The organism is Colwellia sp. MB02u-10 (assembly GCF_014077185.1).
Classification (GTDB): domain Bacteria; phylum Pseudomonadota; class Gammaproteobacteria; order Enterobacterales; family Alteromonadaceae; genus Cognaticolwellia.
On record NZ_JACGVK010000123.1, the window covers coordinates 61,638 to 78,769 of the forward strand.

At 40.6% G+C, this 17,132-nt stretch carries 7 protein-coding genes; 3 read left to right on the top strand and 4 right to left on the bottom strand.

Translation table 11 applies throughout. The features are described 5' to 3' along the window. The first annotated feature begins 325 nt into the window (after positions 1-325). From H4J59_RS12230 to H4J59_RS12240, 3 genes are all read left to right on the top strand, one after another. Entirely contained in the window at positions 326-1,027 is a 702-nt protein-coding gene (locus H4J59_RS12230; RefSeq protein WP_182239747.1) for a cyclic nucleotide-binding domain-containing protein, read from the top strand. 552 nt (positions 1,028-1,579) lie between these two features. Then, a complete protein-coding gene (locus H4J59_RS12235; protein ID WP_182239749.1) occupies positions 1,580-2,560 on the top strand; it encodes a universal stress protein in 981 nt (326 codons plus the stop codon). Further along, positions 2,560-11,076: a GH36-type glycosyl hydrolase domain-containing protein gene (locus tag H4J59_RS12240; protein ID WP_182239751.1), complete on the top strand. Its 8,517-nt coding sequence runs from the start codon at positions 2,560-2,562 to the stop codon at positions 11,074-11,076. The genes H4J59_RS12235 and H4J59_RS12240 overlap by 1 nt, the downstream gene beginning before the upstream one ends. 134 nt (positions 11,077-11,210) lie before the next feature. On the opposite strand, the gene H4J59_RS12245 is transcribed toward H4J59_RS12240, so the two are convergent. The 4 genes from H4J59_RS12245 to H4J59_RS19670 all read right to left on the bottom strand — a co-directional run bounded on the left by H4J59_RS12245 (position 11,211) and on the right by H4J59_RS19670 (position 16,757). Further along, positions 11,211-11,798 (bottom strand): hypothetical protein, encoded by a 588-nt coding sequence (locus H4J59_RS12245; RefSeq protein ID WP_259369506.1) that lies wholly within the window; start codon positions 11,796-11,798, stop codon positions 11,211-11,213. A gap of 22 nt (positions 11,799-11,820) precedes the next feature. After that, the gene (locus H4J59_RS12250) at positions 11,821-12,090 is read right to left on the bottom strand and encodes a DUF211 domain-containing protein (protein ID WP_182136937.1); all 270 of its coding nucleotides are present in this window, start codon (positions 12,088-12,090) and stop codon (positions 11,821-11,823) included. Positions 12,091-12,380: 290 nt separating this feature from the next. Next, entirely contained in the window at positions 12,381-15,995 is a 3,615-nt protein-coding gene (locus H4J59_RS12255; RefSeq protein WP_182239753.1) for a CheR family methyltransferase, read from the bottom strand. A 93-nt stretch (positions 15,996-16,088) separates the two neighbouring features. After that, a complete protein-coding gene (locus H4J59_RS19670; RefSeq protein ID WP_182239755.1) occupies positions 16,089-16,757 on the bottom strand; it encodes a response regulator transcription factor in 669 nt (222 codons plus the stop codon). Positions 16,758-17,132 lie beyond the last annotated feature (375 nt).

Below are 17,132 nucleotides of genomic sequence, written 5' to 3' on the forward strand. Positions count from 1 at the left end.
TGATGGTTGTTAATCCTATTTAAGGCTATTGTTCACACAGTTTATTTTCTGCTTAAAACGTCGTTAGCTTGTGATGCTTAACAGGCTTATCTCAAGCTGCTTAATGTTGAAGTTTGTCTACTTATTGTCATTGAAAATAAGGTCAGCGATCGCTATTTTTACATACATTAACTTAGGTATAAGCAAATCAGAAGACATCAATATTTCTTGAGAGTTAACTAATAAGCTTTATATCAGGTTTTCCCTTATTACTAATTTTTCTCCTTTGGATAATGATTAATGGGAGAAATACATATATGAGCGTAAAAACCTCTTAGGGAAAGCCATGAAACACCTTAAATACGCGGAAGCAAGTAAATGTGAACGTTGTATTAGATATCAAAATTGCGTTGTCGCACAGTTATTAGGAAGTACGCCTTATATTAAAACCGTTAATTCATATTTACTAAGTACTCATGAACACTTATATCATGCGGGTGATGAGCTGAGTGCACTTTATATAATTAAATCAGGGGCAATTAAAAATTATGTTACCCATAATGATGGTGATGAACAAATTCTCAATTTTTTAATTCCAGGCGATATCCTTGGGCTTGATGGTTTAGATACACAGCAATATGGTTCTTCGGCTATTGCCTTACAAACCTCGGCTGTTTGTGCTATTCCATTACAACAGTTTAAAAACATACTCGCTGAGTTAGTACCGGGTTGGTTAATCAAGCTCGCCACCGATAATTTGAGTAAACAGGGTCGTAATATTGCTTTGTTAAACAAGAAAAAAGCTAAAGCACGGATAGCAGCATTTTTAATGGATATGGCTGATAACTACAAATCCCTTGGTTGTTCGGATAAGAATTTTGAATTAAGTATGTCTCGTGATGACATAGGTAATTATCTAGGGCTAGCATCAGAAACCGTCAGCAGAACATTGACTCAGTTACAACAAGAAGGCTCAGTAAAAATGGAACGGAGAAATGTAACGATTATAAATGCGCCGCACTTAAGTGAAATGGCGCAACATCGCTAAGCAAAATCAGATGATTATTGTAAAATCACCTGTTGGTCTCGGTTGAGGTCTCAGTTAAGGTCTAGGTTAAATAAATGCGTTGTGCCTGTTAAAAGGCAAGCATAAAACACTTTTTATGCTCAACGGATATTTTTCAGGGCTTCATAAATGCTGCTGTTATCTTGTTATTTCGTGCAGTAGGTAACTCGTTATTATGTATTACTGATTGACTCAATATTCATGTACTTATTTGAGTACAAGCCTTTGGTAAAAAGAAACAGGTTTTATTATCTCTGGGTGAATTGATCAAGAGATTACAGCAAGATTAATACAGTTTGAGACGTTATACTTTAGTTAATCTTTCTTGACCTGATTATTATCAGTTTAAAAAATCCCCTTCTTATTTATAGTCTAGCTAACATACATTATTACTGCCTTGGCGCATTTCAACTGTGCCTGAAATATAGCACTGACAATGTTTAGCGTATTACCACGAATTCCTTTCGTATTTACGTTTATCCCTAAAAAAGAGGCTCAATAATTGTGTCCTTAACTATGAAGGAGATGTATATCATGCGTGATATTTTAATTTGCCTTGATGGATCCGCTATTTCTAAGCAGGCTATTCCCTATGCATTGGCGATAGCACATGCTTTTAAAGCAAAAATTACCCTGCTACATGTACTGGAATATTCAGACAATAATATTAAAACACCGGTTGACCCTTTTCTTTGGGCGCTACAAAAACAAGAAATAGAAATATATCTTGATGATATTATGTCAAATTTTCCAGCCAACACTAATATAGTTACTAGCCATATTGTTGAAGGTAAAGCGGCAGAAGAAATTAGTCATTGGATAAAAAAACACCCTGTCGATCTGGTCGTACTTTGCAGTCATGGTGCCAATGGTTATTCGCAGTGGCCATTAGCCAGTAATAGTCAAAAACTACTTTTTGGCAGCAAAGTATCAACATTATTGGTGCCAGCAAAAGAGCATCAACAACATCAACAACAACCCCTTCACTGTAAAAAAATATTGGTACCGCTAGACGGCTCTGTTTGGGCTGAAAGCGTATTACCTGTTGCGCTAAGCATCGCCAAAGAGCAGCAGGCAGAAATACTATTAGCCCATGTTGTACCAGAATCTGGACTGACGCATATTATGCCGTTGAACAATGATGAAATAGCATTGGAAAATAGTATTCAGCGACATAATGAAAAAGTTGCAGCCAATTACCTAGAGCAGGTGAGAAAACAATTATCATCGTTAACCACTTTAGATATCAGTTCGATGCTGATCCCCAAACATGGCGTGTGTGACGAGTTATTACAAGTGGTAGCCCAAGATGACATCGATATGGTGATTATGAACGCGCATGGTCGTTCTGCTAGAGAAGGGCGTTACCATGGTAATATTGCCATGGATTTTTTGGCAAATAGTAAAGTGCCCGTGTTGTTGGTAAAAGGTATAACACCGCAAGATGATTTACTCAGGCCTGGCAATACTGATCAATCTGAGTTAGAAGGACGTTATCCTCAGAGGGCTTATTAATGAATCCTCAGGCGGAAATATCGAATGAAGTTTTGTTAGCGATAAAGGCGCAGGAGTTGGCTAAAAGTCAAACCGTGTCGTATCGCCCACCTGCTCAAATCCCTTTACTTAATGCACTGCCCAAAATACCCAAGTGGCTTGAGCAGGCAAAACTCTTGTTTAATACCCGTGATGTTAATACCGCGAAAGTCGCTGAGTGGGTCTATGACAATGGCTATGTTGTTGACCGCGCCATTACTCAAATACAAATTGATATGCCAACCAGCTATTATCGGCTGTTACCTAGTCTACAAAACACCAGTGGTCAGTCATTACCGCGGGCTTATTCTCTGGCTAGTGGCTTATTAGCGGCCACAGGTATCCAACTGTCGTTAAATTTTTTGGTTAAATTTGTTAAAGGCTATCAACAAGAAACGACGCTCAATATTTCTGAATTATGGGCCTTACCGACACTATTGCGTTTGGTTTGTATCCAATTAATTGTCGAAGCGGTAGACAATATAGTGCCTGAACTCACTGTGCCTTATTCGCGTGACGATATTAGCCAGCCTTTAATGGTTTCTCGTGATGAAATTGATTATTTAAGTCGAGCTATTCATTGTCTTTCAGTGATAGAAACAATCCCATGGCGTAAGTTTTTTGAGCAAGTGAGTGTGGTTGAGGAAAAGCTTCGCCATGAGCCGGCAGACATATATCAAAGCCTTGATTTTGACAGCCGTGATAGGTATTGCAAAGTCATTGAAAACTTAGCAAGGGCAACTGCCCATGATGAAGCTCATATTGCCGAGCGAGCGGTCGCATTAGCCTGTTGTGAAAGTGCCAATGGCGAACGATATTCCCATGTAGGTTATTGGCTGGTTGATGAAGGATTAATGGCGTTAGAAAAAGATTTAGGTTATCAGGTGTCTTGGTGGCAGCGTTTTCAGCGTTTTTGTGGCCAATTTTCCAGCCTATTATATTTATTAGCGCTAGCATTCTCTGTGATATTGGCTGAAGTTGTGGTTGTTGTTTATCTCTATCAAAACGAGGCTCAAGCCTTAACATATTTGGCGGGTTTGGCATTAACATTAATACCCGCGTCCATGTTATCGATTGCTATTACTAATTGGTTGATTACCCTCATATGGCCAAGTCGAATTTTAAACAAGCTCGACTTTGATCAGCATATAGACCCCCAATATAAAACAGCTGTTGTTATACCTAGTATGTTAAGTAGTAATAGCGATATCGACATATTACTCAAACAAATAGAGCTTCATTATTTGTCAAATAGCGATCCTGCACTGCGTTTTGTGTTGTTAACTGATTATCTTGACGCGCAAGTGCAGAGTATTACCAGTGACGCGGATTATCTTAATCGTGTTACTCAAGGTGTCAGAGCACTCAATAGTCAATACGGTGCTGGCAATACCGGACCATTTCACTTATTACATCGAGAGCGACGTTATAATCGCAGTGAAAATTGCTGGATGGGCTGGGAGAGAAAACGCGGTAAATTAAGCGATTTCAATCGTTTTCTTAGCGACAAAAACTGTGAGGCTATTTTTGTTCATGAGGGAGAGCCGCTAGGGCTGAATGATATTCGTTATGTGATCACCCTTGATAGTGATACACAGCTTTGTCGGGGGGCTGCGGCTAAGCTGATTGGTACCTTGGCGCATCCGCTGAACCGCGCAGTTTTTGATGATAAAACAAGCAAGGTTATTGCAGGTTATACCATTATTCAACCCCGTATTGAAATCGCTCCTACCATACACCGTCACACTTGGTTTACTCGATTGGCCTCTGGCGATCGTGTTATTGATATATATAGCCATGCCGTGTCTGATGTGTATCAAGATCTTTTTAGTACGGGCATTTTTGTTGGCAAAGGTATTTATGAGGTCGCTAGTTTTGAGCGCAGCCTCAAGCAATGTATTCCGGAAAACACCATACTAAGTCATGATCTATTCGAGGGGATTTTGGGCCGGGTAGCACTGGCTTCTGACATTGTGCTTTATGAAAACTTCCCGACACATTATTTCAGCTTTAGTCGCCGTTTACATCGGTGGATACGCGGAGATTGGCAGCTCATGCCATGGCTAGCCAATAGTGTATTTCAGGCTGATGGTACAAAAGTTAAAAATCGTTTTGGTGTGATTGAACGATGGAAGATAATCGACAATTTACGACGCAGCCTTTTTGCGCCAACATTGCTTTTATGGCTTATGGCGGGTTGGCTATGGTTGCCCGGTAACGCCCTAGTTTGGACCGCAATGGCGCTACTTGCCCCTGTTGGACATAATTTTTGTCATTTCATGTTAGGAGTCGCCCGTGCGGCTAATTTTAAAACTTTGATGCATTCTTTTATCGTGCCACGTGAGGTGGCGGGTCGCTGGTTATTGTTACTCATATTTCTGCCTTATGAAGCCATTATCGCCACAGATGCTATTGCTCGAACACTTTATAGAATCACGATTAGCCGAGGTAAAATGTTGGAATGGGTAACCGCAGCTGATACTGACAATCAGCTCAGTGGTGATGATACTCGGTTGTTTTATTGGCGTGAAATGAGCACAAGTATACTGCTGACCTTATCGTTAGCTGCAGCGGTTTCTAGTGTTAATTTAGCGGTATTACCTATTGCTGCACCTTTGTTGTTTTTGTGGCTTATGGCACCAGAAATAGCCAGGGTACTAGGGCGTACACTATCGAGTGACAAAGAAAAATTAAGCGATGATGAGGTGATATTTTTACGCCGTTTGGCCCGACGAACCTGGTTGTTTTTTGAGACCTTTGTTGGACCGTCTGATCATTGGTTACCGCCTGACAATTATCAAGAAGACCCGCATGGCACTGTTTCACATCGCACCTCTCCAACCAATATTGGCATGATGCTTTTGTCTAATGTATCTGCTTGGGATTTTGGTTACCTTGGCCCAACAGATTTGGCTGCTCGTTTACTGGCCAGCATGAACACACTGACTAAACTTGAGCATTATCGTGGTCATATTTTCAACTGGTATGACACTAAAACATTAGAAGTACTCTCACCTCGTTACATTTCAATGGTTGATAGCGGTAATTTGGCGGCGGCTTTAATGACCCTTGAAAAAAGCTGCCAAGAAGTGCAAAACACCGCCATATTTACCTGTTCACGTTGGGATGGCTTGATGGATAATATCGCCTTGATTGAAGAGTCTTTGGCGTTACTTAACACAGACAAACACCATGACTTTACCCTATTAGTCACACTAATAGCTGATATCCGTCATAAGGCCAATAAAGCCAAAAAAAATTCAGCGCTTTGGTGGTTAACCATACACGAACTTTGTCAAGAGGACTGCGTTGATTTTGACCGCGTTTTGGTGACAACACTGGCTAAAAAATCTTTGGTTTCAAGGGTTTCACAACTGCGAGATGTCCGTGTTTGGTTGGGGCGTCTACACCAACATCTACGTGATATGTTACGTGATATTGACCGCTTGTTACCTTGGTTGTCTGTGTTATTTCAAACCCAGCCAAAAACCTTGCACCAAGATACAAGTAGCTACTACCAAGCAATAAGTTCTTTTAATCAAGTTTTAAAGCCAACGCTAAGCTTGGCTGAAGTGCCTTTCGCTTGTGAGTCAGCTCAAGCGCTTATTGCCACTTTACGTGACGCCAAGCCAAGTCTTTGGCTAGAGGAACCCGCGAATGATTTTACCTTATGTCTTAATAAGCTGGAGACTGCAGTAAGTGAATCCAAAAAGAATGCTCAAACCCTGCAAGTAGAATTAAATACTATCGCTACATTGGCGAGTGAAGAAGTATCGGCGATGGATTTTCGTTTACTCTATGATAAAGACGCTGCACTTTTTCATATTGGTTTTAATGCCACTACCGGAATTATGGATACACACCATTATGACTTACTCGCATCAGAAGCGCGTTTGGGGAGTATTGTCGCGATAGGGAAGGGAGATGTGTCGATAAAACACTGGTTTACTTTGGGGCGTTCTGTCACCAAAGTTGCTGGCCGTAGTGTTCTACTTTCTTGGGGAGGCACAATGTTTGAGTATTTGATGCCGCGGATATTACTGCGAAGTCATGCTGGAACTTTATTGGCTCAAAGTGAACAAGTGTCGGTCGATGAACAAATTAAATTAGCTGAAAAACGCAATACCCCTTGGGGAATTTCTGAGTCTGGTTATGCGGCGGTTGATTTTCAACATAACTATCAATATCGTGCCTTTGGTGTGCCCAGTTTAGGTTATAAGCGTGGCTTAGAGGAAGATACGGTTATTTCACCTTATTCTACCGCACTGGCATTAGCTATTTATCCACTTCGCGCCGTGCAAAACCTTCAAAAATTAACCAAGCTCGGTATGATGAGCCTCTATGGTATGTATGAAGCGATTGATTACACCCCAGGGCGAGTCGCTAAGAATCGACGTTTTTCTATCGTTCGTTCTCATATGGCGCATCATCAAGGCATGATATTAACTGCGTTAGATAATGCGATATTTAATGATCAGGTTGCCCAGCGTTTTCAGTCGTGTCCCATGGTGCAAACGGTAGAATTGCTTTTACATGAACAAATACCAACAACCCATGCCCTTGAGTTTCCTATTGATGCAATAACCGAAGCGGAAATCAATCATGTACCTATGCATCAATTGCCACACCTACCCACTTGGAAACCTAAACTGCATGGCGTTATTCCGCAGCTGCATACTTTAAGTAATGGTCGTTTCACCACTTTGCTGACCGACTCGGGATCAGGAGGTATATTATGGCGCCATAACGCTTTAACCCGTTGGTCAGCGGATTCAACACTCGATAATCAGGGGGTATGGATCTACATCCGTGACCTTGATAGTGGAGAAATTTGGTCTGCAGGTAGGCAACCGGTAAATAAACGCGCTGATAAATACGAAGTGGTATTCCATGCGCATATGGCAGAATTTAATCGCCACGATAAAGGCATTAGCTTACGTATGGAAATCGCGGTCGCGGCAAATGATGATGTAGAAGTCAGGCGATTAAGCTTTATAAATGAAACGGCCGCGTCAAGAAGGCTTCAAGTCAGCACGTATGCTGAGGTGGTCTTAACCCCAAGCGACGCCGACCAAAGTCATCCCGCTTTTAGCAAATTATTTGTTCACAGTGAATTAGCCAGCAACATGAATGCATTGATTTTTGAACGTCGTGCGCGCTCACCACAAGAAAAATCTCCCGCTATGATGCATCGATTACTGAGCGATAGCGACGCGGTAACATTGGTTGGCTATGAGACTGACCGTGCTAAATTTATGGGTAGAAATGGCTCGATACAAAGTCCACAAGCAGTCACTGACGGGGTTTCGAAAACTCTTGGCTGGACACTTGATGCAGTTATGTCTCTACAGGTAAATGTTGAATTATCACCTTATCATAGTGAATCTTTTGCCTTTGTTACTATTGCAGCCAGTTCGCGACACGCATTGTTTGATGTTTGCCAATGTTATGAAGTTTACTCTGCCATTGATTTACTTTTTCATGATGCCTTATTTAAAGTCAGTAATGAGATGAAAACCTTCGATTATGCCGTTGCTTATTTACCCGAATTACAGCAATTATTGGCACTCATTATTTATCCGGTTGACCTATTACGCGCCGCAGATAAAGTGATCACGGATAACTTATTGGGCCAGTCAGCACTTTGGCCATTTGGTATCTCGGGTGATTTCCCCATTTTGTTGTTGCGACTTGTGGATGAAACGAATGTGGCGTTATTACGACTGTTATTTTTTGCTTATCGACGTTGGCATCATCAAGGGATCAAGATTGATTTTGTGATATTACAAGCAGGCCCTTCTGGTTATGATGACAAGTTTGGTGCGCAAATACAGCAACTTATACATGAGTTAGACATTGAAACTTTAGTGGCGCAAAGGGCGGGTATTCATGTCATTCATTCAGATCAAATCTCAGTTCCGCAAACACATTTACTTGAGGCGAGTGCTCATGTCATTTTAGGTGCACATTCTTCATTGAAAGAGCAGTTAGCGCTCGCTTATCGTCAGACAGAACTCTTGCCTCCTTTTCGGGGGATGGTGGCTCCTGAAGAAGTACCTGACATACCAAAACTACAGCGCCGCGAAGATTTAGCTTTTTTTAACGGCCTGGGTGGCTTTACTGATAAGGAATACATTATTTATCTTGAGGCAAATAAATCCACACCAGCACCTTGGTGTAACGTCTTAGCCAATGCTAATTTTGGCAGTATTGTTAGCGAAGTTGGCGGTGGTTATACTTGGGCTGGCAACAGTGGTGAAAATCGACTCACGACTTGGACGAATGATCCCGTTATTGACCAACCCAGTGAAGCGGTTTATTTACGTGATGAACAAACAGCACAAGTGTGGACAGTTACCCCAAAACCCGTAGGAACAGGTAACCTTTGTGAAGTCACCCATAGCGTGGGTTATAGTCGTTGGCGTAGCCATTGGCATCAATTAGAGCAAGAGCTAAGCGTATTTGTCGCCCATGAAGACCCGATTAAAGTCACTCGTCTGCGCTTAAATAATACCAGCCCTGTCGCTCGACGTTTAACGGTTACTTATTATGCTGAACTCGTTAACGGGGTTAATCGCGCCCATAGTGGTTCGCATATATTTACTGAATATTCAGCTGATGAGGGCGTGATTTTAGCTAAAAATCATTGGAGCAGTGATTTTTCGACGAATGTAAGTTTTTTATTCTCTGATTATCCAGTGCATGCTTTCACTACAGACAGAGCTGAATTTATAGGTCGTGAAGGGCATTTATCTAAGCCTGCCGCATTAGCTCGTTGGGGAATGAGTGGCAAAGTAGGCGCGGCAGTTGACCCTTGTGCCGCTTTGCAAGTGCATATTGATTTAGCCCCTAATGAACAAGTCGATATTCACTTTATCTTGGGTCAAGGTAAAAATGATAATCATGTGCAACAACTCATCAAGAAATGGCGCTCTGCTGGTGTGATTAACCAAGATTGGACATTAATGAAGGCGCACTGGCAAAAGGTCTGTAATGCCATCAAGGTAGAAACACCTTCACTGTCATTTAACTTGATGATGAATCAATGGCTTATCTATCAAACCTTAGCGTGTCGAATATTTGCGCGTTCAGGCTTTTATCAATCAAGCGGTGCTTATGGATTTCGCGATCAACTTCAGGACATGATGGCGCTAGTAAACATAGAGCCTGCTTTGGCTCGAGCGTATATTCTTGAGTGTGCAGCACACCAGTTTGACCTGGGTGATGTACTACATTGGTGGCATCCACCTTATAGTAGAGGTGTACGAACACATTGTTCTGATGATTTGATGTGGCTACCTTTTGTCACCTCGTATTATGTTGAAACCAGTGGTGATAGTTCGATATTGCATGAGAAAGTTCCGTTTTTACTTGGAGAGCCCTTAACCACACAGGAAGCAGACCGATACAGTAAGTATGAAAGTTCAAGCGAAAGCTATTCGCTTTTTGAACATTGCCAACGGGCAATCGAACGTGGCACTGATTCATCTGGAGAGCATGGTTTATTGCTAATAGGTACGGGTGATTGGAATGATGGCATGGACCGAGTGGGTGTTCGAGGTCGGGGTGAGAGCGTTTGGTTATGCTGGTTTGCTATTGCTGTGATTGATGCATTTACGGTTATATGCGATCAACAACAGCGAAGTGATTTGTCTTTACAATGGCGCAAGCGAGCTAAAGACCTTTGCCGCGCTGTGGAAAATAATGGCTGGGATGGCGCTTGGTATCGACGCGCTTTCGATGATATGCAACTCCCTTGGGGCTCAAGTGAGTGTCAAGAATGTCGTATCGACTCTATCGCACAATCGTGGGCAACCCTTTGTGGTAAAGCTGATAAAACGCGTGCTAAGCAGGCATTGACCTCGGCTAAAAATGAATTAATTGATCAAGAGCATAAATTAGCTCGACTACTATGGCCCCCGTTTGACGCAACCATGCGAGACCCAGGTTATATCAAGGCTTATCCTCCGGGCACTCGAGAAAATGGTGGACAATACTCGCATGCGGCTACTTGGTTAGGTTGGGCGTTGGCAAAAGACAGAGATGGAGACGGGGCGATGCAAATATTTAATATGCTCAACCCTATTGAGCGTTCTAGCACGACAGAAGAAATGACCACTTATCAAATAGAACCTTACGTAATGGCAGGAGATATAGCAACGGCTGGGCCTCATATGGGTCGTGGGGGTTGGTCTTGGTATACAGGCTCAGCGGCGTGGGCTTATCGCTTAGGAACTGAAGCCATTTTAGGCATACGTTATCGTGATAAATACCTCTTGATTGACCCTTGTATTCCTAAGTCATGGGGCAGTTATAGCGCTACGTTAACTCGAGAAAACGACACTATTGAGCTTGCAGTGAAAGACCCTGAAGGAGTCGGCTGTGGTGTCATTCAAATCAGCGTTAATGGCAAGGTAATAACAGGTCAGCAAGTCGCATTGCCGAGTGATAATGAACTATTAAGGGTTGAAGTACTATTGGGGAAAGAGACGAATTAAAGCCACTCATTAATTTAAAATCGACTAAGGTTGGAAGCGCATACCTTGAGGTTACTAGGTTGAAGTTACTCGGCGAATAAACGCATAAAATACGGTCTCTTTTTTTGATGGATATTAGTCTAATTTCATTGAGATTAGTTTTTACTAAACAGATAGATAAGAAAGATTGTCACTAAACTGATCAGCAGGGTTCTTAGACCACTTATTAACCAAGACACTCCAGAGACATGGCCTAAAAATATACCAAGAAAAAAAATTAATGTCATCGCAATAATGCTGGCCATTAACAGAGGTGGAAAAATTAACGAAAATCCAGCGTCGGCCAACCATAGCGGAGCAATAATTAATAAGGATATGACCAAAGGTGCCAAACCGTTAACTAGCGCAACAAAAATAGGTACCCAACGTGCTGCTTGTCCATGAGCGGTATTTTCCATGTTAACTAACATAATGTTTTCAAGTTCCACTAACGTGCGTTTAAGCTCTGCATGCTCACTGATATATGCGCTACTTAAACCACTAACTGCAAGCGCAATAGCCGCTCCTACACAAGCATTAATGGTGATGGTCAAACTGGTGGTGGAACCAAGACTAAAACCGACAATGATGCCAAGCATTGTTAGCGCACCATCGAAGCCGTTAACCACAAAGTACCGCCGCATAATGTCTTGCGAGTTAGTGATCCTCAACAATAACGCAACCTGTTTTAAAGTGCTAATCAAAATGCTATTCCAGATTCATCGGTTACTTTTGTTGAGTGTCGTTTTGTACTTCGACAAAATCGATACTATGAACTGAGCCACTTACTGAAGTAATAGCAGCACAAATTGCATCAAAATCAATATGGTTTGCCTCTATTACCACTTCAGTTGTGGCTGTTTCTTCATCCATCTCGATTACAGTTAACGTCACATGATAGTCTTCACCTACCGACGCTAACACCTGACAAAATTCTAGCGCATTGGGTTGGTGGGGTTTTAGAATATCGAGTACCAAACGTTTAACGCGAACCATTAAACTAACTCCTAATGTTGACTATAATTATTCGTTATTTAATTTTTGAATATCATCATTTATAACTATAGACTTATAGCTGATACTGTCAAATTATCGAATGCACGGGTAATGCTAAGATAATTTGAGTATAAAAAAACACTAAAATGCATGAGGGTTCTTATGAGTCTGCCGACCTGATTTTTCATCTGCTGTGGCTTACTTTGCGATATTCTTAGTTTGCTATTTACTTTGCTATTTAGTGTGCTGTTTAGTTAGGTTTATTGAAGTGATGAAAATAAATTAGAGTGTTAAAACACACAGCGCACACTTGTACCTTTGCCTTTCGATGAGACAACATCTAATGTCGCATTAATATTAGATGCCCGATATCGCATGATTTGTATACCTATACCTTGATTAAACTTTGGATCATTGATGTCAAAACCTAGGCCATCATCAGTGATCTCTAAACAGGTGTTTTCTCCTTGCGCTTGTAGTTGCAGTGTTACCTTTCGGGCTTTAGCATGTTTTAAGGTATTATTAATGGCTTCTTGGGCGATGCGGTAGACTTGAGTCGCTACGACGGAATCTACAATGGTTAAATTTGAAGATAATTTTATTTTCTTTTTAATACCTGATGAATCAAATAATTTCATCATGGTGGTTAAGGCGCCTTGTAAGCCATGCGGAGGAAATAAAATAGGGGCTAAGGTATGACTAAAATCTCGAGTATCACCAATGGCTTGACTCAATTGTTCTATTATAAGGTCCATTGCTTGATTGTTTTTTATGTCACTTTTAGGCAAAGAGCGTTTTAAATTACTCGCCAGTAAGTTGATCCCCGTTAAACGTTGGCCTAAATTATCATGAATTTCATGACCAATTTTTTCCTGCTCATAGGTGCAGATGTTAATTAAGGCTTTTTTTAATGCTTGAGGTTCGCTCAAGTCATTAATAATACCGATGTAAAGTGCTCGACCCTTGACCTTAGTTAAGGAGAGTGCGATGGGGAAATTAAGCGCATCTTTCCTTAACCCTATCAATTCTTTTTTCTCTAAAATCAAGGTAGACAGAGCAGATGATTCAATGTTCAGTGCTTGGCTAGTTAGTTGTTTAATATTGATTGAGGGAATTAATGCTTGAATGTTTTTGCCAATAATTTCTTTATTATTATAATTAAACATTGTTTGGGCTGAGTCATTAAATTCGGTAATCTTGCCTGATAAATCTAAAACAAGTATGGCTTCAAAAGCATAATTCATTATGGCGCTTAGCCGTGCTTCTCGCTCGTGTAACGCATGCGTGCGCTCTTGCACACATTGTTCCAATATTTGTTTTTGATGATGGCGCTCAGTAATGTCGACAAAAGTGATCACAATACCGTTAATATGATCATCTAAGGTGCGATAGGGCACTATTCGACGTAAATAACAGCGCTGCTTTTGACCTTTATGATGACTCCATACATCGCTTTCAATCGGGGTTAATGTTTCCAGCACCTGTTTTGCGTCAGTCATTAAAGCTTTATTAGATACATTGGCAGAAAAATTACTAATAGGACGACCAATATCGCTTTCACGTAAGTTGAGCAATTCACTAATAGGAGGATTGAATAACATCACTTGCATGTCGCGATTAAGAAACACAGTGGCAATATCTGTGCTGGAAAGTAAGTTGCTGATATCATTATAACTTCGCTCTAATTCTTCAACTTTATATTGTAATTCGGAATTAATGGTGTTGAGTTCTTCATTCATCGATTGCAGTTCTTCTTTAGAGGTTTCCAATTCCTCGTTGGCAGATTGCAACTCTTCATTCATCGACATGGCTTCTTCATTACTTACTTTTAGATCTTCATTGGAGTTTTCCAGTTCGTGAACCGTACTGTATAAATCTTCGCGAGTAGCGTTTAGTTCATACTCAAGTTGAGTGACTATGTTTGAGCTTCCTGCGCTGTCATTGTTTGCGATTAAATACGGACTAGGGGGATTTTTTTTAAGCGTATCTTCTACTGAAATATTTTGCGGCGAGCTATTTTGTAAAGAATGTTTGTCTTCAAAAGTGATCAGTAACAACTCAGTTGAAAGGTTTGGCTCATATACTGGGCGAACGGTAAGTGTACAAGTTACATAATGATTATTACGTTTTACTCTGGCTTGGTGATCTGCAATAGCCTGATTTTCTTTTTGCACGTAATTAATCGCTGAACGCATTCGCGCTCTGAGTCCTTCACGTAATAAGACTAATAGATCATTAGAAGGGGAGCCTTTTGGAAACTCAAGAAAATTAACCGTAGGGCCTTGATGGTGCAGTATTTCAAATGAACGATTAATCAACACGGCTGCTGGCGCATAAGCGGCAAGTAAATCACGATTAACCAAGTCACTATAACGAGAAGGTGAGTCAACTCTAAAATTATTGCTTATAGTACTTTGATCTATTGCGATATTTGGTGTTGGCATGCGGCTCACGGGTAAAGCCAATGAGCTTTTAATTAATGGTGTAATCTTTTTAAAAATACGCCACTTTTTGGATATAGTGGTAAATTGATGCTTATTTTTACCCAGAGACTCAGACGGGCCTAGCATTAAATAACTTGTCGTTTTCAGCGCAACATGAAATAAATCGAGCAGGTTAGCTTGCAGTTCTGGCTGTAAATAAATAAACAGATTACGACAGCTGATGAGATCTAGTCGAGAAAATGGCGCGTCGTTTATCAGGTTTTGATTAGAAAAAATAATTTTTTCACGAATGACTTTTTTAATTTTATAATCGCCCTTATTAGTCACGTCGAAAAAACGTGCTAAGCGCTCGGCAGAGATAATTTCAGCAATACTTTTAGCGTAGATGCCGCCGCGAGCAACATTGATTGACTTTTCATCAATGTCGCTGGCGAAAACTTGCAGGTTAATTTCTTTCTTCGCTTGGTCAAAAGCCTCAAACATTAATAAGGTGATGGTATAAACCTCTTCCCCAGTGGCGCAGGCAGGGATCCAAATACGAACAGGATTATCTACACTACTTCGCGCGACAAGTTCAGGAAAAACATGGGTTTCTAACGCTGAAAATGCCTCTTCATCACGAAAAAATGCGGTAACCCCAATCAATAAATCTTTGTTTAATGAGCTGGTTTCGGTTGGATTATTTTTCATAAACTGATGATAATCTTGTATTGTTTTGCTATGACACACAGACATGCGTCGTTGAATGCGCCTCAATAACATATTTTTCCGATAGCCACTAAAATCATAACCTGTGCGGCTGTGCAATAATGACAGTATAGAGTACATGCAATTAAACACCTGTTGATCAGTTTGTTCAGCTTTACTTTGCAAATAAGGGTGGTTGGAAAACTCTGTTAACAAGATTGGCATGTTTTCAGGTCGGGCAATCACATCAACTAATCCGGTATTAATGGCGTTTATAGGCATTTGATTATAGGTAGTGCTAGCTGGGTCTTGAGCTATGATCATGCCACCTGCAAGTTTTATATCACTAAAACTTAATGTGCCATGACTGCCAGTGCCAGACAAAATGATGGCAACACAATGTTCACCTTGATCTAGCGCTAAAGAGCGTAAAAAATATTCAATCGCAACCCACTGGGTGCGACTTTTAACGTTTGGTGAAAGGTGCAGGTGCCCGCCACTGATAAAAAGCAGTTTACCGGGAGGCAGTATGTAGACATGATCCCCTTGCACTTGCATATTTTCACTCGCTTCGCAAACCGGCATAGCCGTTTTTTTGGAAAGTAACTCTGGCATCAAGCTGTTATGTGTTGGGTCTAAATGAGGTAATAAAACAAAGGCTATATTACTGTCATTTGGCATATGAGCAAAGAAGGTACTAAATGATTCAAGCCCGCCAGCAGAAGCGCCAATACCGACAATCAGCTTAGGTTTAGTTGCATTTATTCCTGACATGTAGCACCTAGTTTCGGTGGAAAAGTGAGTGTGATCTAAAATGATTTATTTTAAGTGTTGTGCTAAGAATAAAAATATTTTTATATCTATTTTTTATTCAGCTGAAATGACTTCTAAACTCCAGATTATTGCTGAGCGCGTTAGCTCTAAACCAGAGCTTAAGTGGAACTTGTCTTTGATGTGACGCCGGTGGCTTTCAATCGTTTTTACGCTAACATTGAGTAATTTGGCAATTTTTGTTGTTGTGATGCCTTGTCCAATAGCTTCAAAAACCTGTAGTTCTCTGTCGGTCAGCATCTGTATGTTAATAGCATTTTTAGAGGTTATCGTTCGTGATGGATTTTTACGTATTTTTTCAAGAATTTCTGCTTTAACAAAAATTTTATTTTTCATTACTTGTCTTATGCCAAGGAGTAATTTTTGAGCTGAGTCTTGTTTATTGATATAACCTAGCGCACCACAATTTAATGCTCTTTCTGCATACAATTCATCATCGTGCATTGATAAGACGATAATCCCCATTTGTGGTCGCCAAGCATGAAGCTGTTTGATCAAATCCAGACCATTACCGTCGGGCAATGATAAGTCAACAATAGCAACGTCTGCTGTTAGGGTAGAACGCATGTTAAGTGCGTCATAGACATTGGCGGCCTCACCACAAATGTGCATGTCTGCTTCACCGTCAACCAACTGACGTAGCCCTTGGCGAACGAGTTCATGATCATCAACAATAAAAATATTTTGTACTTTTAGTCCAGACACTTGACCCACTCCTTAACAATATTGTACTTATTTTTTTCCCATATCAACAAGTTATTTTCGCCGTTTATATCAAGTTTTAGCGTCAACATTTTGTAGTTTCAATGGCTTGATACTCACTAAAAATCAGCAATAGCTATAAATATCGCTAATGTAAATACATTATAACTTTAAAACACTAAAACACTAAAACACTAAAACAACTTTAAACAGAATAATACGAAATTGAACTGATAAATATCAGCGTGTAAATTAATAACTGGGATTAGCATTATGTTGGTGAATTAACCCAAGCAGTAATGACCATATTACGAAAAAAAAGTTACGAAAAAAAAGTTACGAAAAGTAAATTTATAATTTTGTAATATTAAGGAACCC